The sequence below is a fragment of the Streptomyces sp. NPDC050145 genome, from assembly GCF_044460245.1.
GTDB lineage: Bacteria > Actinomycetota > Actinomycetes > Streptomycetales > Streptomycetaceae > Streptomyces.
The window spans coordinates 465969-482604 of sequence record NZ_JBITJS010000002.1 but is presented as its reverse complement, the minus strand read 5'-3'; the positions used below and the strand labels follow the sequence as shown (position 1 = coordinate 482604).

The following is a 16636-nucleotide window of genomic DNA, read 5'->3' as shown; positions in this document are numbered from 1 at the left end:
GGGCCTATCCCCGCCCCGGACGGCCGGAATACCGTCCCGTCATGAACGACACCGTCGCCGCCTTCGACCCGTGGTCCCCGGAGTTCCTGGCCGACCCGTACCCCGCGTACCGCGCCCTGCGCGCGGCCGGCCGGGTCCACCGCTACGAGCCCACCCGGCAGTACCTGATCCCGCATCACCGGGACGTGTCCGCCCTGCTCCGGGACCGCCGCCTGGGCCGCACCTACCAACACCGCCACACCCACGAGGAGTTCGGCCGTCCCGCCCCGTCCCCGGAGCACGAGCCGTTCCACACCCTCAACGACCACGGCATGCTCGACCTGGAGCCGCCGGACCACACCCGCATCCGCCGCCTCGTCTCCAAGGCCTTCACCCCGCGCACCGTCGACCGGCTGCGCCCCTACGTGGAGAAGCTGGCCGGCGACCTCGTCGGGGACCTCGTCGCGGCCGGCGGCGGCGACCTCCTGACGGCCGTCGCGGAGCCCCTCCCCGTCGCCGTCATCGCGGAGATGCTCGGCATCCCGGAGTCCGACCGCCCGCTGCTGCGCCCCTGGTCGGCGGCGATCTGCGGCATGTACGAGCTGAACCCGCCGGAGGCGACCGCGCGGGCCGCCGTCCGGGCCTCGGTGGAGTTCACGGAGTATCTGCGCGAACTGATCGCCGCCCGCCGCACCGACCCGGGCGACGACCTGATCTCCGGCCTGATCGCCGCGTACGACGAGGGCGACCGGCTGACCGAGCAGGAGATGATCTCCACCTGCGTGCTGCTCCTGAACGCGGGCCACGAGGCCACGGTCAACTCCACGGTGAACGGCTGGGCGGCGCTGTTCCGGCACCCCGGACAGCTGGCCGCCCTGCGCGCGGACCACTCCCTGGTCCCGTCCGCGGTCGAGGAGCTGATGCGCTACGACACCCCGCTCCAGCTCTTCGAACGCTGGGTCCTGGAGGACATCGAGCTCGCCGGGACGGTCATCCCCCAGGGCTCGGAGGTGGCGCTGCTCTTCGGCTCCGCGAACCACGACCCGGAGGTCTTCCAGGACCCCGAGCGCCTCGACCTGACCCGCGCCGAGAACCCGCACATCTCCTTCAGCGCGGGCATCCACTACTGCATCGGCGCCCCGCTCGCCCGGATCGAACTCGCCGCGTCCATGCGGGCGTTGCTGACACAGGCCCCGACGCTGCGGGCGACGTCGGAGCCGGTGCGCAAGCCGAACTTCGTGATCCGGGGGCTGGAGGGACTGCCCGTCGAACTCTGAGTGCTTAGTTCGACAGGTCGCGGCGGCGCAGGGCCGCGAGCCCTGCGGCGACGAGCACCGCCGCCAGACCGGTCAGGACGAGCACCGGGGGCCAGGCCATCTCCCCGCCGGGCAGCTTCGGGAGGTGCCCGAAGGGGGAGAGGTTCATGACGGCCTGCGGGAGCTTCAGGGCCGGGCCGAGCCAGCCGAGGAGCAGGGCCGCCCCGGCCACGCCCCAGCCGGCCGGCGCGGCCTGCGGGGCGAGCCCGTACAGGAGCGCGGCGACCGCGCCGAGCACCCACACCGCGGGGAGCTGGACCAGGCACGCGGCGAGGATCGGACCCAGGTCGTGGCCGTATCCGGCGGCCAGGCCGAGCCCGCCGAGCAGCATGATCAGCACCGCGCCGCCGAAGGCGATCACCAGGTGGCCGGCCGCCCAGCGCAGCCGGCCCACCGCCCCGGTGAGGACGGGTTCGGCCCGCTGTCCGGTCTCCTCGGCGTGCATGCGCAGCACGGCCTGGACGACGTAGAGCGCGGCGACCATGCCGAGCATGCCGACCATCGCGGCGAGGAACGCGTCGGTGAGCCCGGACTGGCCGCCCATCCGCTCGATGATCTCGCGGGTGTCCGCGCTGCCGCCGACGAGATCGGTGGCCCCGTTGGTGACGCCGCCGAGCGCGGCGCCGGACGCGAGGAAGGCGAGGGACCAGCCGAGGACGCTGCCGCGCTGGAGCCGCCAGGCGAGGGCGCCCGCCGAGCCGAGGCGGCCGCGGGCCGGGCCGGGTCGGCTGGGCAGGAAGCTCATGCCGATGTCGCGCCGCCCGGCGAGGACGTAGGCCGCGGCGCCCTGGGCGAGCACGGCTGCCGCGAACAGCAGCAGCACCCACCAGCGTTCACCGGCGTAGGCGCGGGTGTTCTCCAGCCAGCCGATCGGGGAGAGCCAGGTCAGCACGGACGAGCCTCCCCCAGAGCCGAAAGCCTGGGAGGTGCCCCCATCGCTTCCCGCGTCACCGGCGGCGCGCAGCACGAAAGCCACACCCAACAGGCCCGCGGTCGCGCCCCGGGCGAGCCGGGCGCTCTCGGTGAACTGGGCGACGATCGCCGCCATCGTCGCGAAGACCATGCCCGCACCGGCCGTGGCGAGACCGAGCGCGAGCGCGCCCGCGAGGCCGCCGCCGGCCGTGACCGCCATGCCGACGGTGATGAACAGGGCGATCGTCGCGTTGGCGATCAGGGCGGTCAGCAGCGCGGCGGTGAGCGGTGCGCGCCGCCCGACCATGGCGGCGGACACCATCTCCTGACGCCCGCTCTCCTCCTCGTCGCGGGTGTGCCGGACGACGATCAGCAGGCTCATCGCCGCCGCGAACACGGCCGCGTACGCGCCGACCCGCCAGACGGTGAGCCCGCCGAGGGAGTCGTCGAGGGCCGGTCCGTACAGGGCGCGCAGGGAGCTGTTGGTGCGCATGGTGTCGAGCACGCCGGCCCGCTCGGCGTCGGTGTCGTAGAGGCCCTCGAGGGTCTTCGGCATGGTGACGACGGTGAGCGCGACGACGTAGATCCAGACCGGCATCGTGATCCGGTCGCGGCGCAGGGCGAGCCGCACCAGCGCTCCGGTACCGGCGAGTTGGCGGTCGCCGCCGCTCCGCGGGGCGTACTCGGCGGTGGTCGCTGTGACGGCGGCGCTCATCGGGCCACCGCCGCCGTGCGGTCCTCGGCGAGGTCCTCCTGGTAGTGGCGCAGGAAGAGCTCTTCGAGGGTGGGCGGCGTGCTGGTCAGGGACCGTACGCCGGACGCGGTGAGGGAGCGCAGTACGGCGTCGAGGTGGTCGGTGTCGACCTGGAGCCGGACCCGGTGACCCTGGACGTCGAGGCCCTGGACGTCGAGGCCGTGGACGCCGGGGAGGTTCGCCAACCCGTGGGGCGGGCCCGCGAGTTCGGCGGTGACGCTGGTGCGGGTGAGGTGGCGCAGCTGGGCGAGCGAGCCGCTCTCGACGGTGCGGCCCTTGCGGATGATGCTGACGCGGTCGCACAGCTCCTCGACCTCGCTGAGGATGTGGGACGACAGCAGGACGGTCTGTCCGCGTTCGCGGGCGGCCTCCTCCACGTACGCCTGGAAGACCTCCTCCATCAGCGGGTCGAGTCCCGAGGTGGGCTCGTCGAGGATGAGCAGGTCGACGTCGGCGGCGGCGAAGGCGGCGACGAGCGCGACCTTCTGCCGGTTGCCCTTGGAGTACGTACGGCCCTTCTTGGTCGGGTCCAGCTCGAAGCGCTCGACGAGTTCGGCGCGGCGCCGCTCGTCGAGGCCGCCGCGCAGCCGTCCGTAGAGGTCGATGACCTCGCCGCCGCTGAGGTTGCGCCACAGGGTGACGTCGCCGGGTACGTACGCGATCTTGCGGTGCAGCTCCACGGCGTCGGCCCAGGGGTCGCGGCCGAGCATCTGCACGGCGCCCGAGTCGGCGCGCAGCAGTCCGAGGAGCACGCGGATGGTGGTCGACTTTCCGGCGCCGTTCGGCCCGAGGAAGCCGTGCACCTCTCCGGCCTCGACGTCCAGGTCGAGGCCGTCCAGGGCGTGGGTCCTGCCGAACGACTTGTGCAGTCCGGAGACCGTGATTGCCTTCGTCATGATTCTGAAGCTACGCGGACTTCACAAATTTGTGAAGTTAAGGAAGCGTATAAACTCGATGACTCAGGCAGGGACGGTACGGGCAGGGGAGATGATCAGGGCATGAGCGGCGCCGGAGACGAGACGATGGATGTCGAGACCCCGGACCCGCGCGCCCGCTTCGTCGAACGCTTCGCGGGCCAGCTGGTCGAGGCCGGCATGCCCCGGATGCCCGCCCGGATCTTCGCCGCGCTCCTCGCCTCCGACTCCGGGGCGCTGACCTCGGCCGAGCTGGGTGAACGGCTCACCGTCAGCCCGGCCGCCGTCTCCGGCGCGGTGCGCTACCTCACCCAGCAGCACATGGTCACGCGCGAACGCGAGCCCGGCACCCGGCGCGACCTGTTCCGGGTGCACAGCAACCAGTGGTACGAGGCCCTGGGCAACCGGGACAGCGTCCTCAAGCGCTGGGAGGACGCCCTGCGCGAGGGCGTCGACAACCTCGGCCCGGACAGCCCCGCGGGCCGCCGCATCGGCGAGACCCTGGCCTTCTTCGAGTTCATGCAGCTCGAACTCGCCGGAATGATGGACCGCTGGCGAGCCCACCGCAAAACCCTGGGCCTGGACGACCCCCAGCCCCGCTGAGCGACTCCGTCGCGGGGCGCGACCAACGGGCCCCTGGGGGCGCACGAAGTGTGCCCTCAGGGGCGCGGGGAACTGCGCGAGCAACCACGACGGCGCGGCACCCGGCGACGACGACCGGCCCCCACGGCGCCGACGTCAGCGCCCCATACGCGGCGTCACCAGCCCCGACTCGTACGCGAAGACCGCCGCCTGGGTGCGGTCGCGCAGGCCCAGTTTGACGAGGATGCGGCCGACATGGGTCTTCACCGTCTGCTCGGCGACGACGAGGCTCGCCGCGATCTCCGCGTTCGACAGGCCCTGCGCGATCAGCACGAGGACCTCCGACTCGCGGTCGGTCAGCTCGGCGGGCCGCCGCCCCGGCACGGACGCCGCCCGGGACGCCCCGTCCGACAGCCGCGCGTACTCGGCGATCAGCCGCCGCGTGACGGTGGGCGCGAGCAGCGCCTCGCCGGAGGCGACGACGCGGACCGCCTCCGCGAGCTGCTCCGCGGAGGCGTCCTTCAGCAGGAACCCGGAGGCCCCCGCGCGGAGCGCCTCGTACACGTACTCGTCCAGGTCGAAGGTGGTGAGGACGAGGACCCGGACGGCCGGGTGGGACGCGGTGACCCGGCGGGTCGCCTCGATGCCGCTGAGCTCGGGCATCCGGATGTCCATGAGGACGACGTCCGGGGCGAGTTCGGCGACCTGCGCGAGCGCGTCGAGCCCGTCCACCGCCTGCCCGACGACCTCCAGGTCGGGCTGGGTGTTCAGGAGCACGGTGAACCCCTGCCGGACCATCATCTGGTCGTCGGCGATCAGGACCCGGATCGGCATGTCAGTCGTCTCTCCCAGTACTTGAGTCCGTACGTGAGCCCGTACGTGAGCCCGTACGTGAGTCCGTGCGGGACCCGCCGGTCGCGGGCAGGAAGGCCCGTACCTCGTAGCCGCCGGTCTCGGCGACGGGCCCGGTGGCGAGCGTGCCGCCCAGCATCCCGGCGCGCTCCCGCATACCGAGCAGCCCGTGCCCCGCACCCGGCGAGGGCGCCGCGGGCCGCTCGGGCGCGGTGTTGGTGACCCGGACCCCGAGTCCGTCCGGGCGGTGGTCGAGCGCCACCTCGACCGTCGAACCGGGCGCGTGCCGCAGCGCGTTGCTGAGCGCCTCCTGCACGATCCGGTACGCGGACAGTTCGACGCCGGGCGGCAGCGGGCGCCGCTCTCCGGTGCCGAGGACGGTCACGGCGAGCCCGGCGGCCCGGGTGCCGGCGACGAGCGTGTCGAGCCGGTCGAGGGTGGGCTGCGGGCGCTGCGGCGCGGCGGCCGTGCCGGGATCGTCGAACCCGGCGGCCTGCTCCCCGGCGTCCTCGGCGGGCTCGGCGCGCAGCACCCCGAGGACCCGGCGCAGTTCGGCGAGCGCCTCCAGGGCGCTCGCGCGGATGCCGTCCAGGTTCTCCTTCAGGGCGTCCGGCGGGTTCTCGACGAGGTGCGGGGCGACCTGCGCCTGGATGGAGATGACGGACATGTGGTGGGCGACGACGTCGTGCAGCTCGCGGGCGATGTTCGCGCGCTCCTCCAGGACCGTGCGCCGGGCCCGCTCCTCCGCCGTGATCTCCTCCTGCGCGACGAGCCGGTTGCGCGCCTCGCTGCGGCCGCGCAGCGCGGCGCCGAGCAGCGCGACGATCGCGAACACGACCACCGAGAGGAGCGTCGTCGACGCGTACCGGGCGATGTCGGCGCCGGTGCCCTGCAGGAGCGGGCCGGCCAGCGCGCTCAGCGCGAACGCGACCACGGTCGCCCGCGTCGGCACCCGCAGCGCGAGCAGCAGCAGCACCGCCCCGTGGGCGATGACGGAGGGCGCGGCCCACGGCCACGCGTCCTCGCCGGACGCGGCCTGTCCGGACAGCCAGGGCATGGCCAGTCGCGCGACGAGGACGCTGTCGAGCAGCGACAGCCAGAACGCGAGCGCGGGCCGCCACAGCGCGAGCAGCATCGCGCCGCCCTGCACACCCATGAGCGCGACGCCGGCCGGCGCACCCAGGTGGTAGCCGTGGCCGATCTGGTCGAGGCCGGAGAGGGTCGTGCCGAGGGTGATCCAGGCGAGCAGCAGATGCGGCGCCCAGCGCAGGAACCGCGGCCGGCTCAGCGGCGGCAGCGGCCTGCGCTCGAAGGTCAGCAGATCGCGCCGCAGGGAACGCAGCAGCGTCCCGAGATCGTCCGCCTCGGCTTCCCCGCGCTCCCTCCGGACCCCTGCCCTGCCCTCCACCCTGTCCCCCGCCATGTCCCCCACCTTAGAGGGGGACTTGTGCGCCCGGCGCCCGCGCTCAGCCATGACGGACCACGGTCCGCGGGCGCCGGGCGCGTCCCTCGCGCACCACCCGGGAGCGGCCCCGGCCGCCCTGCTCGTAGGTGCGGAACGCCGCCCAGCACACGGCCAGGGCCAGCGCGAGGACCGGCAGCCACGCCGCCCGCGCCGCGACCCAGGTGAGCGAGTCGGGCACGGTGTGCAGGCCGGGCAGCCGGCCCGCGAGCAGGCCCGTCGCGGTGACCGCCATCAGGGCCGTCTGGTGCCACAGGAAGATCGTCATCGCGAACAGGTTGACCACCGCGACCGCCGCCCAGGCCGCGGGCCGGCGCAGCCAGGACCGCAGCCGGTCCAGGAGCAGCAGCGCGAGTCCGCACTGGGCGAGCCCGAAGGTGACGGCGGCGAGCGTCGGCGGGTTCAGGTTCGAGACGGGGGCGCCGGGCACGCCGACCATCGACGCCGGGTACCCGGCCCACAGGACGAGCCCGGCGGTCGCGGCGGCGCCGCCGAGGAGCAGCACCGCCCCGGCCCGCCGGCCCAGGGCCTCCCGCGTCCAGGCCGCGCCGAGCGTGTACGGCACGAGCCAGCCGGCCGCCAGGTTGATCCAGCCGAGCCAGGCCGGGCCGCCGAGGCCGAACCGTACGAGGTCCACATGGAGGACGACGGCCAGCGGCCACAGCGGGTTGAGCCGGGCCACGAGCGGGGTCGCCGCCGTCAGCGCGGCGAACACCAGCAGGAACCACAGCGGGGACAGCGCGAGTTTCCCCAGGGTGTGGACGGTGTCGTACGGCACCCCGGACAGGAGCATGCCGAGCGCCGCCGCCGTCCACACCACGAGCACCGCGGCGACCGGCCGGAACAGCCGCCCGAGCCGGGCCGCCAGCCACGCCCCGTACGTCTCGCCGCGGGCCCGCGCCGACGCGTACCCCTTGGTCGCCATGTGCCCGCCGACCAGGAAGAACACGGCGAGGGTCTGGAACAGCCAGGAGACGGGTGCGAGCCAGGACAGGTGCTGGAGCGGGCTCGCGGTGTGCAGGGCGCCGTCGCCGCCGGGCACCAGGGCCGTGACGAACCAGTGCCCGAGGACGACACCGCAGATCGCGAGGGCGCGCAGCGCGTCGACCGCGCGGTTCCGGTGGGCGGGGGTCGCCTCGTCGATGCGGCGGACGAACGACCGTGCGGGCAGCAGGAGTTCACGCATGAGGAGCCTCCGTCACATCGGATACGTCTGCGGGCTTGTGCTCGGCGCCGGGCTCCGTGCCCAGGACGATGCGGGTCATCGCCGCGAGGGAGGGGGTGCCGGGCCGGAAGTAGTCGCTGTGGCCGCCGTCGCCCGCCGAGAAGACCCGCGCGCCGAAGCCGGGCGAGACCGGGTCGGCGCCGAAGCCGACCGTCGTGCCGAAGAACCCGGCGCTCACGTGCGGGACATGGGAGATCCAGTCGCCGTCGCCCCGCGCCGCCCACACCCGGGCACGGGTGCCGAGCTCCGAGACACGGTCCGCGCCGGTGCCCGGGCTGCCGACCAGGACGAGGTCGGACACCGCCGCGGGTCCGCGCAGCGCACCGGCCGCGCGCCCGCACACCACGGATCCGTACGAATGGCAGAGCAGGGTGACCGAGGGGCGGGGGCCGTCGGTGCGGAGCAACCTCAACTCCCGTACGGCGTCGACGAGTCGGGGTGCCGCTTCTTCGGCGCGGCCCGTGGTCGTGACGGCCGGGCCGACCGTGTCCGGTGTCGCGTAGCCGAGCCAGGCGACGACCGCGGCCCGCGCGCCGAGCCGGTCGCGCAGGGCGAGCGCGCCCGCGCGGAACCGGTCGTAGGTGTCGAGGGACGTGTCGGAGCCGGGCACCAGGACGGCGATCCGGCGGGCGCGGGTCAGATCGCCGAACACCTCGACGGCCCGGCCCGAGCCCCGCGCGTCGAAGTGCAGGAACGTCCGGCCGGTGGACGCCATCTCGCGCAGTTCACGGGCGCGGCCCGTCGCGCCGTACTCCGTGGCCATACGGGCGGCCTCACGGGCCACGTCCCGGTTCGCGTCGTACGTCGTGTCCAGCGAACCGGCGGTGACGGAGCCGGTGCGGGCCGGCGGCGGGGCGGGGATGTCGGGGTGCGCGGCCGCCGAGACCGGCACCGCCACGGCGCCCGTCACCAGCGCCGCGAGCAGTGCCCGGCGGATCCGTCCCGGCCAGCGGCCCATGGCGTCACTCCCCCTCCGGGCACCGCCGTCCGGTGCCTCTGGAGAGGAAGTTATGAATCACGGGCCGTAACCGGCATCACGCCAGGGAGCCAACCCTGCGCGTAGCTCCCAGGTATCACGCGTCATACCCGGGTAGGGGTGGACCTCGTCAATCCCCCGGCCTACCAGGCAAGTTGGGCGATCTCCTCGGCGACGACCGCGCACGCGTCGGCGGCCGGGTCGATCAGCGGGAAGTGGCCGACCTCCGCCAAGTACGTGACGCCCACGACCTCGCCCGCCTGCGCCGCCGCGTCCGCGTACGCCTCGGTCACGGCGAACGGGACGGTCGTGTCGGTGCGGCCCTGCACGATCGTCGTGGCGATCCCGGTGGGCAGCAGCAGCGACGGATCGGCCCACGGGCGCCTCTCCTCGAACAACTTCTGGCTGCCGCCCAGGAGTTGGCCGCTCGCCCCGCCGCACACGCCCAGCTGCTCCGAGAGCGCCAGATCGGCGATCGGGGCGAGCGCGACGACGCCGCGCAGCGCGGACGCGGCCGGGGTGAACCAGGGGGCGTCGGCGGGCAGCACGTGCCGGGCCGCGGCCCACAGCGCGAGGTGGCCGCCCGCCGAGTGCCCGGTGACGACCGTGCGGCGCGCGTCCGCGACCGGCAGGTGCTCGGCGACGAGCGCGGGCAGCGCATCGAAGGCGGCCGCCACGTCGTCGAAGGTCTCGGGCCAGCGCCCGGCGACGGGCCCTTCGGCTCCCTGGTGCGGCACCGAACTCCCCCTCCGGTACTCGACGTTGGCGACGGCGAAGCCGCGCCGGGCCAGATAGTCGCAGAAGGGGCTCAGATGCTTCCGGTCGTAGGGCGCCCGCCAGGCGCCGCCGTGCAGGGCCACGACCAGCGGGGCCGTGGCCACCGCCGTCCTCGGCGCGTGGAAGTCGATCACCTGATCCGGGTGATCTCCGTACGCGGCGCTGACGTCCGGCTCGACGACGGGGTGCGAGAAGGCCGACGCCTCCTCGGCCGCGTCGCGGGCGGCGGCTTCGTCCGGCATGCTCCAACCTCTCGGCGTCATGGTCGACGGTGCCGGGCCCTGTCCGGGGCACCGCGGGGTACGCGGACGCTACCAGGCCCGTGACGTGCGTCGACGCCCCGCCCGACAAGGACGGGGCGCCGACGCGCGGTCACCTGTTGATCAGGTCACCCGAGCGTGTCGGCGAGGACCCGCGCCGCGCGCTCCACCTCCGCGAAGGACAGGTACAGCGGGGTGAATCCGAACCGCAGCACGTCGGGCGCCCGGAAGTCGCCGACGACGCCGGCCGCGATCAGCCGCTCCATGATCTCGCCCGCATCCGCGCAGGCCAGCGCCACCTGGCTGCCCCGCTCGGCGTGCGCGTCCGGCGTGACCGTGACGACCCGCCCCTCGGGCACGTACGCGGCGACGCACTCCAGGAAGAAGTCCGTCAGGGCCAGCGACTTGGCCCGCACCGCGTCCACGCTCACGTCCGGCCGCGACCAGACCTCGAGCGCCGCCTCCAGCGCCAGCATCGACAGGATGTCCGGCGTCCCGACCCGGCCGCGCACCGCGCCGTCGGCCGGCGCGTACTCGGGCCGCATCCCGAACGGCTCGGCGTGCGAGTTCCATCCCGGCAGCGGTGAGTCGAACCGGTCCTGGAGCCCCGCCCGCACGTACAGGTACGCGGGCGAACCCGGGCCGCCGTTCAGGAACTTGTACGTGCAGCCGACCGCCAGGTCGACGCCGTGCGCGTCGAGCCCGACCGGCAGCGCGCCCGCGCTGTGGCACAGGTCCCACACGCTCACGGCGCCCGCCGCGCGGATCGCGGCGGTCAGCGCGGGCAGGTCGTGCAGCCGGCCCGTGCGGTAGTCGACGTGGTTGAGCAGCACCGCCGCCGTCCGCTCACCGAGCGCGTCCGGCACCTCGCCGGGGGCCAGCGGGCGGACCGTGCAGCCGGTCATCCGCGCGGCCGACGCGGCGATGTAGCCGTCCGTCGGGAACGTGGAGGCGTCGACCAGGATCTCGTCCCGGCCCGCTTCCGGGCCGCCCGACAGCCGGACCGCGCCCACAAGTGCCTTGAACACATTGACGCTTGTCGAGTCGCCGACCACGATCTGCCCGGCCGCGGCGCCGACGAGCGGCGCGATCAGGTCGCCGATCCGCTCGGGCGCCGTCCACCAGCCGGACTCCGTCCAGGACCGGATCCGCAGCTCGCCCCACTGCCGCCGCACGACGTCCTCGACGGCGCCCGGCACGCTCGCTGGCAGCGCGCCCAGCGAGTTCCCGTCCAGGTAGACGACCTCGTCGAGGACGAAGTCGGCGCGCACCCCCGCCAGCGGGTCGGTGGAGTCCAGTTCGCGCGCCCGCTCGATCAGGTCAGACATGGGACCTCGCCGTCCACAGCTCGGGGAACACGTTCTTCTGCGCGCGCTTCTCCAGCCAGGCGACACCGGCGCTGCCACCCGTGCCGGTCTTGGCGCCCATCGCGCGCCGGGTCGCCACCAGGTGGTCGTTGCGCCAGCGCCAGATCAGCTCGGCGACATCGGTGAGCGCCTCGCCGAGACGGGCCAGGTCACCGCTCTCGTCACCGGCGTACAGCTCGGTCCACACCGCCTCCACCTCGGGCGACGGCTCGTAGCGCTGCGACACGTCCCGGTCCAGGACGGCCCGCGGCACGCCGTGGCCGCGCCGGGCGAGCAGCCGCAGCACCTCGTCGTACAGGCTCGGCTGGTGCAGGGCCTTCTCCAGCTCCGCGTACACGCGCGGGGCACCCCGGTGCGGCACCAGCATGGACGCCGACTTCTCGCCGAGCAGGAACTCCATGCGCCGGTACATCGCCGACTGGAACCCGGAGCCCTCGCCGAGCGCGCTCCGGTACGAGTTGAACTGGGCCGGGGTGAGCTGCGCGAGCGGGCGCCACGAGTCGTTCAGCGCCTGCAGCTCGCGCACCGAGCGCTTGAGGGCCGCCACCGCGGTGGGGATGTCGTCCTGCGCGAGCGCCCCGCCCGCGGTCTCCCACTCGTGCACGATGACGGTGAACCACAGCTCCATGACCTGGGTGGTGACCAGGAAGACCATCTCGCCCGGGTCGTCCGAGCGCAGGTGCTGGAGGTGGGTGAGCACGTCGGCCTGGACGTAGTCCTCGTACGGCGTCGTGCCCGCGAAGTCGAGATGCGGGGTGGCGGGTGCTTCCGCGTCCTGTGGGGTCGCGTCTTCCGCTACGTGATCCGCGTCGTGGGACATCGCTGTCTCCTGATGTGTACTCCGGGTAGCGGTCCGCCCTGCCGTTACCGGCACGGGGCCCCGGTCCCCACCTGCATCCTCCGCAATCGTCCCCCCAAACGGCAAGGTCCGCCCGGTCACACCGGGCGGACCTGGACTTTTCGCCCCTGTTCCGGCTAGCCGAGGGTCTGCGCGGCCGTCTCGGACGAGTCCTTCAGGAACTGCGTGCAGCGCTCGTACTCGGCCTGCTCACCGATGTCGCCGGCGGCCCGCGCCAGCGCGTGCAGGGCCCGCAGGAAGCCGCGGTTCGGCTCGTGCTCCCACGGCACCGGGCCGTGGCCCTTCCACCCGTTGCGCCGCAGCGCGTCGAGCCCGCGGTGGTAGCCGGTGCGCGCGTAGGCGTACGACTCGACGACACTGCCGCGCTCGTACGCGGCGTCCGCGAGCTGCGCCCAGGCGAGCGAGGAGGTCGGGTACTTCGCGGCGACGTCCGCCGGGTCGGTGCCGCCCGCGAGCAGCTCGCGCGGCTCGGGCTCGTCCGGCAGGTGGGTCGGGGGCGGTCCCCCGAGGAGGTTCTCGTGAAGGCTCATGGGTCCAGTGTGCCGCGTGCGCCCGGCGCTCAGCCCGCCACCCTGCGCACCGCCCTGACCAGTGCGTCCACCCCGGCCTCCGCCTTGCCGCGCGGGCAGCCCACGTTCAGCCGCACGAAGCCGGGCGCCCCGTACACGGATCCGGGCATGATCGCGACCTTCTCCTCCTCGACGAGCACCCGCTGCAGCCCGGCGTCCTCGGTGATCCCGAGCGGCCGCAGATCGATCCAGGCCAGGTAGCCGGCCTCGGGCACCCGCCAGCCGAGCCCGGGGAACGCGGCGCCGAGCCGCTCCTCGACGAGGCGCAGATTGCCGTACGTGTACGCGCGCAGGGCGTCCAGCCAGCGGCCGCCCTCGCGGTAGGCGGCGATGTGCGCGGTCAGCGCGAGGACCGGCGGCGACTCCAGGCCCTCGTCGTGCCCCATCCTGCGGACGAACTCGGCGTGGTCGTCCGGGTCCCCCACGAAGCCGTAACTGCCGCTCAGCGCAGGGAAGTTGAAGGACTTGCTGCCGGAGGTGACCAGCGCCCAGCGCAGCCCGTCGCCGTACCGGGTCCACGGCAGGTGGCGCCGGCCCGCGTGGGCGAGGTCGGAGTGGATCTCGTCGCTGATCACGGCGACGTCGTGGGCCCGGGCGAGGTCCGCGATCCGGCGCAGCTCGGCGTCGGTCCACACGTGCCCGGTGGGGTTGTGCGGGGAGCACAGGACGAGGACGCGGCTGTCGGGGCGGGCCAGCTCCCGCTCCAGCCCCGCCCAGTCGTCGACGCCGACGGCGCGCAGGTCGCGGCGGGCCCCGAGCACCGCCTTGCGGAATCCGTCGTAGGTGGGGGTGTGCAGGACGACGCCGTCGCCCTCACGGGTCCACATGCGCAGCAGCTGGGCGATCTGGTTGAGCACGGAGGGCCCGAACACGAGCCGCTCGACGTCCACCTCGGTCGCGTAGCGGTCCCGGTACCAGTCGCGGATCGCGCCCTTGAAGTCGTCGTTGCGCCAGTCGGTGTAGCCGAACACGCCGTGCGCGAGCCGCGCGCCGAGCGCCGTGAGCACCTCGGGCGGGCACGCGAAGTCCATGTCGGAGATGGTGAACGGCAGCAGGTCCGGGTCGGGGAAGCGGTCGGTGATGCCGTCCCACTGGACGCACCAGGTACCGCGCCGGTCGACGGGGGTGTCGAAGTCGTACGTCACTGAGGGCCCTCCGGGCAGCGGGGAGAACGGCAGGGGAACGGGACGGGCCCGGCGCCCCCTCGCAGTGCCGAGGGAGGGCCGGGCCCGTGGGGATACCGCTGGGACTACTTGATGCGGGTGCCCGAGGAGCGCAGGTTGGCGCAGGCCTCGACGACACGGGCCGTCATGCCGGTCTCGCCCTTCTTGCCCCACACGCGCGGGTCGTACATCTTCTTGTTGCCGACCTCGCCGTCGACCTTCAGGACGCCGTCGTAGTTCTCGAACATGTGCCCGGCGATGGGGCGCGAGAAGGCGTACTGGGTGTCGGTGTCGAGGTTCATCTTCACGACGCCGTTCTCCAGCGCGGTGTGGATCTCCTCGATCGTGGAGCCCGAGCCGCCGTGGAAGACGAAGTCGAACGGCTGCGAGCCGGCCGGCTTGCCGTACTTCGCGGCCACGCCCTCGTTCAGCTCCTTGAGCAGGTCGGGGCGGAGCACCACGTTGCCCGGCTTGTACACGCCGTGCACGTTGCCGAACGAGGCGGCCAGCAGGTAGCGGCCGTTCTCGCCGAGGCCGAGGGCCTCGACCGTGCGGATCGCGTCGTCGACCGAGGTGTAGAGGTTGTCGTTGATCTCGTGCGAGACGCCGTCCTCCTCACCACCGGTCGGGGTGATCTCGATCTCCAGGATGATGTTCGCCGCCTTGGCCTTGGCGAGCAGCTCCTGGGCGATGTCGAGGTTGTCGGCGAGGGTCTCGGCCGAGCCGTCCCACATGTGCGACTGGAACAGCGGCAGACCGCCCTCGGCGACCCGCTTCGCGGAGATCTCGATCAGCGGGCGCACATAGCCGTCCAGCTTGCCCTTGGGGCAGTGGTCGGTGTGCAGCGCGATCTTGTTCGAGTACTTCGCGGCGACGACGTGCGCGAACTCGGCGAGAGCCTGAGCGCCCGTCACCATGTCCTTCACGCCCTGGCCCGAGAGGTACTCGGCGCCGCCGGTCGAGATCTGGATGATGCCGTCACTCTCGGCCTCGGCGAAGCCCTGGAGCGCCGCGTTCAGGGTCTGCGTCGACGAGACGTTGATGGCCGGGTAGGCGAACTTGCCCGCCTTGGCCCGGTCGAGCATCTCGTTGTACTGGTCCGGAGTTGCGATGGGCATCTGCCGTCTCCTCGTCAAGCGCGCGTTGCGGTGGTTTGGGTTGTTCTGGTGTCTTTGACCGGTGGTCCGACCCTCACCAAGCACCATGGGGTGACATCATCGTCGCCGCCATCTTTCCAGACTTGTGGGGTTACCGGCCGGTCGCCTCAGTCCAGGCCGAGCTCGTCCTTCGAGAACGCGAAGAGGTACGGGACCCCGGCGCCCTCGGTGATCGTCTCGGCGGCACCCGTGGCACGGTCGACGATCGTCGCGACGCCGACGACCTCGGCCCCGGCCTCCCGCACGGCCTGCACGGCCTCCAGCGGCGAACCGCCGGTCGTGGAGGTGTCCTCGACGACCAGCACGCGACGGCCCTTGATGTCCGGGCCCTCGACGCGGCGCTGCATGCCGTGCGCCTTGGCGGCCTTGCGGACGACGAACGCGTCCAGGCGCTGCCCGCGCGCGGCGGAGGCGTGCAGCATCGCGCCGGCGACCGGGTCGGCGCCCATCGTCAGACCGCCGACCGCGTCGAAGTCGAGCTCGGCCGTCAGGTCGAGCAGCACCTGCCCGACCAGCGGGGCGGCCTCACCGTCGAGGGTGACCCGGCGCAGGTCGACGTAGTAGTCGGCCTCCAGACCGGAGGAGAGCGTCACCTTGCCGTGCACCACGGCCTTGTCCTTGATCTGCTGGAGCAGCGCGTCGCGCACGTCGTTCGAAGTCATGCCTACGAGCTTAAGCGCCGCGTTTTACAGGTGCCGCCAGGTCCAGGTGGTGCTCGTCTCCAGCGGATCGACGGGGGTCAGGAGCCGGGGCTCGGTGTTGAGGCCGTTCGGGGGGCCGGTCTGCGGTTCGACGCAGACGGCGGCGTCCTGCTCGTCGTAGACGACGACCCACGGCTCGCGGCTCTTCACGTTCACCTCCAGCTGCCCCGGCCAGGTGAGCGTCACGTCGACGCCGTCCGGCATGCCGAAGCAGTCGTCCCACGGCCCGGGCTTCGGGTCGATCCGGTGGCCGGTGGGCAGGTGGTCGTCGCCGCGCTCCTCCTGCCAGGCGGCGTCGAAGCCGATCCGCACGTCCTCGCCGCCCAGGTTCCGGTTGAACCAGGGGTGCCAGCCGGCCTGCGCCGGGAACGAGTCGCCGTACGTCTCGATCCCGAGCGTCAGCGTCAGGCTGTCCTCGGTGAGCGCCACGATCTGGGTGACCCGGCCGGGGTACGGCCAGGGCTCGGTCAGGTCGTACGTGAACACGGCCTCGGCCGCGCTCGTACGGGCCGTCCGCCACTCGGCGTCGCGGGCGAAGCCGTGGATGGCGTGCGGCGGGGAGTTCAGCGGCATCTGGCGGACCTGCCCACCGTCCAGGAACCGGCCGTCCCTGATCCGGCCGCACCACGGCACCATCGGGAAGCAGCCGTACTTCGCGCCCTGCCGCAGCAGCTCGGTCCCGGCGATCTTCAAGCTGCTCACCCGGCAGCCGTTGCCCGGCGCCACGGTCACTTCCGCGTCGCCCGCGGTCAGCTTCGTCTCCTGAGTCGTCACGAGCCTTGAGCCTAGGCGGTGTCCGGGAGGTGCACCG

16 protein-coding genes are annotated in these 16636 nt (G+C 73.4%); 2 read left to right on the top strand and 14 right to left on the bottom strand.

The genetic code is table 11. From position 1 onward, the window contains the following. Positions 1–41: 41 nt before the first annotated feature. A complete protein-coding gene (locus ACIBTU_RS05740) occupies positions 42–1256 on the top strand; it encodes a cytochrome P450 (protein ID WP_399124630.1) in 1215 nt (404 codons plus the stop codon). Between the two features lie 4 nt (positions 1257–1260). Here the strand turns inward: ACIBTU_RS05740 and ACIBTU_RS05735 are convergent, their stop codons facing one another. Both ACIBTU_RS05735 and ACIBTU_RS05730 read right to left on the bottom strand, forming a co-directional pair. After that, entirely contained in the window at positions 1261–2922 is a 1662-nt protein-coding gene (locus ACIBTU_RS05735; RefSeq protein ID WP_399124629.1) for an ABC transporter permease, read from the bottom strand. After that, positions 2919–3857, bottom strand: coding sequence for an ATP-binding cassette domain-containing protein (locus ACIBTU_RS05730; protein WP_399124628.1), 939 nt, complete (start codon positions 3855–3857; stop codon positions 2919–2921). Before ACIBTU_RS05730 ends, ACIBTU_RS05735 begins: the two co-directional genes overlap by 4 nt. A gap of 102 nt (positions 3858–3959) precedes the next feature. Here ACIBTU_RS05730 and ACIBTU_RS05725 point away from each other — a divergent pair, with 102 nt between their 5' ends. Next, positions 3960–4478, top strand: coding sequence for a GbsR/MarR family transcriptional regulator (locus ACIBTU_RS05725; RefSeq protein ID WP_399124627.1), 519 nt, complete (start codon positions 3960–3962; stop codon positions 4476–4478). 135 nt (positions 4479–4613) lie between these two features. Here ACIBTU_RS05725 and ACIBTU_RS05720 read toward each other — a convergent pair whose 3' ends face one another. From ACIBTU_RS05720 to ACIBTU_RS05665, 12 genes are all read right to left on the bottom strand, one after another. Continuing rightward, on the bottom strand, positions 4614–5291 hold the full coding sequence (locus tag ACIBTU_RS05720; protein WP_399124626.1) for a response regulator: 678 nt from the start codon (positions 5289–5291) through the stop codon (positions 4614–4616). 1 nt (position 5292) lies between these two features. Next, positions 5293–6732, bottom strand: a complete 1440-nt coding sequence (locus ACIBTU_RS05715; protein ID WP_399124625.1) for a sensor histidine kinase — start codon at positions 6730–6732, stop codon at positions 5293–5295. A 43-nt stretch (positions 6733–6775) separates the two neighbouring features. Beyond that, on the bottom strand, positions 6776–7957 hold the full coding sequence (locus ACIBTU_RS05710; RefSeq protein ID WP_399124624.1) for an acyltransferase: 1182 nt from the start codon (positions 7955–7957) through the stop codon (positions 6776–6778). Further along, positions 7950–8954 (bottom strand): alpha/beta hydrolase, encoded by a 1005-nt coding sequence (locus ACIBTU_RS05705; protein ID WP_399124623.1) that lies wholly within the window; start codon positions 8952–8954, stop codon positions 7950–7952. Before ACIBTU_RS05705 ends, ACIBTU_RS05710 begins: the two co-directional genes overlap by 8 nt. A gap of 161 nt (positions 8955–9115) precedes the next feature. After that, complete coding sequence (locus tag ACIBTU_RS05700; protein WP_399124621.1) at positions 9116–9991, bottom strand: alpha/beta hydrolase; 876 nt, start codon at positions 9989–9991, stop codon at positions 9116–9118. 146 nt (positions 9992–10137) lie between these two features. Beyond that, complete coding sequence (kynU, locus tag ACIBTU_RS05695; protein WP_399124620.1) at positions 10138–11337, bottom strand: kynureninase; 1200 nt, start codon at positions 11335–11337, stop codon at positions 10138–10140. Continuing rightward, positions 11330–12196 (bottom strand): tryptophan 2,3-dioxygenase family protein, encoded by an 867-nt coding sequence (locus ACIBTU_RS05690; RefSeq protein WP_399124619.1) that lies wholly within the window; start codon positions 12194–12196, stop codon positions 11330–11332. The genes kynU and ACIBTU_RS05690 overlap by 8 nt, the downstream gene beginning before the upstream one ends. A gap of 155 nt (positions 12197–12351) precedes the next feature. Continuing rightward, the gene (locus ACIBTU_RS05685; RefSeq protein ID WP_399124618.1) at positions 12352–12765 is read right to left on the bottom strand and encodes a DUF3151 domain-containing protein; all 414 of its coding nucleotides are present in this window, start codon (positions 12763–12765) and stop codon (positions 12352–12354) included. Between the two features lie 29 nt (positions 12766–12794). Beyond that, on the bottom strand, positions 12795–13949 hold the full coding sequence (locus ACIBTU_RS05680; RefSeq protein WP_399124617.1) for a MalY/PatB family protein: 1155 nt from the start codon (positions 13947–13949) through the stop codon (positions 12795–12797). A gap of 104 nt (positions 13950–14053) precedes the next feature. After that, a complete protein-coding gene (fbaA, locus tag ACIBTU_RS05675) occupies positions 14054–15085 on the bottom strand; it encodes a class II fructose-bisphosphate aldolase (RefSeq protein ID WP_399124616.1) in 1032 nt (343 codons plus the stop codon). A gap of 146 nt (positions 15086–15231) precedes the next feature. Then, a complete protein-coding gene (gene pyrE / locus ACIBTU_RS05670) occupies positions 15232–15786 on the bottom strand; it encodes an orotate phosphoribosyltransferase (protein ID WP_399124614.1) in 555 nt (184 codons plus the stop codon). Positions 15787–15810: 24 nt separating this feature from the next. After that, on the bottom strand, positions 15811–16599 hold the full coding sequence (locus ACIBTU_RS05665) for an aldose 1-epimerase (protein WP_399124612.1): 789 nt from the start codon (positions 16597–16599) through the stop codon (positions 15811–15813). Between the last annotated feature and the right edge of the window lie 37 nt (positions 16600–16636).

What these genes read in the sequence shown, in the direction of transcription:
- ACIBTU_RS05735 (WP_399124629.1), bottom strand. Translation starts at nt 2,922, where the DNA reads ATGAGCGCCGCCGTCACAGCGACCACCGCCGAGTACGCCCCGCGGAGC.
- fbaA (WP_399124616.1), bottom strand. Translation starts at nt 15,085, where the DNA reads ATGCCCATCGCAACTCCGGACCAGTACAACGAGATGCTCGACCGGGCC.
- ACIBTU_RS05715 (WP_399124625.1), bottom strand. Translation starts at nt 6,732, where the DNA reads ATGGCGGGGGACAGGGTGGAGGGCAGGGCAGGGGTCCGGAGGGAGCGC.
- ACIBTU_RS05710 (WP_399124624.1), bottom strand. Translation starts at nt 7,957, where the DNA reads ATGCGTGAACTCCTGCTGCCCGCACGGTCGTTCGTCCGCCGCATCGAC.
- pyrE (WP_399124614.1), bottom strand. Translation starts at nt 15,786, where the DNA reads ATGACTTCGAACGACGTGCGCGACGCGCTGCTCCAGCAGATCAAGGAC.
- ACIBTU_RS05740 (WP_399124630.1), top strand. Translation starts at nt 42, where the DNA reads ATGAACGACACCGTCGCCGCCTTCGACCCGTGGTCCCCGGAGTTCCTG.
- ACIBTU_RS05720 (WP_399124626.1), bottom strand. Translation starts at nt 5,291, where the DNA reads ATGCCGATCCGGGTCCTGATCGCCGACGACCAGATGATGGTCCGGCAG.
- kynU (WP_399124620.1), bottom strand. Translation starts at nt 11,337, where the DNA reads ATGTCTGACCTGATCGAGCGGGCGCGCGAACTGGACTCCACCGACCCG.
- ACIBTU_RS05705 (WP_399124623.1), bottom strand. Translation starts at nt 8,954, where the DNA reads ATGGGCCGCTGGCCGGGACGGATCCGCCGGGCACTGCTCGCGGCGCTG.
- ACIBTU_RS05730 (WP_399124628.1), bottom strand. Translation starts at nt 3,857, where the DNA reads ATGACGAAGGCAATCACGGTCTCCGGACTGCACAAGTCGTTCGGCAGG.
- ACIBTU_RS05690 (WP_399124619.1), bottom strand. Translation starts at nt 12,196, where the DNA reads ATGTCCCACGACGCGGATCACGTAGCGGAAGACGCGACCCCACAGGAC.
- ACIBTU_RS05700 (WP_399124621.1), bottom strand. Translation starts at nt 9,991, where the DNA reads ATGCCGGACGAAGCCGCCGCCCGCGACGCGGCCGAGGAGGCGTCGGCC.
- ACIBTU_RS05725 (WP_399124627.1), top strand. Translation starts at nt 3,960, where the DNA reads ATGAGCGGCGCCGGAGACGAGACGATGGATGTCGAGACCCCGGACCCG.
- ACIBTU_RS05685 (WP_399124618.1), bottom strand. Translation starts at nt 12,765, where the DNA reads ATGAGCCTTCACGAGAACCTCCTCGGGGGACCGCCCCCGACCCACCTG.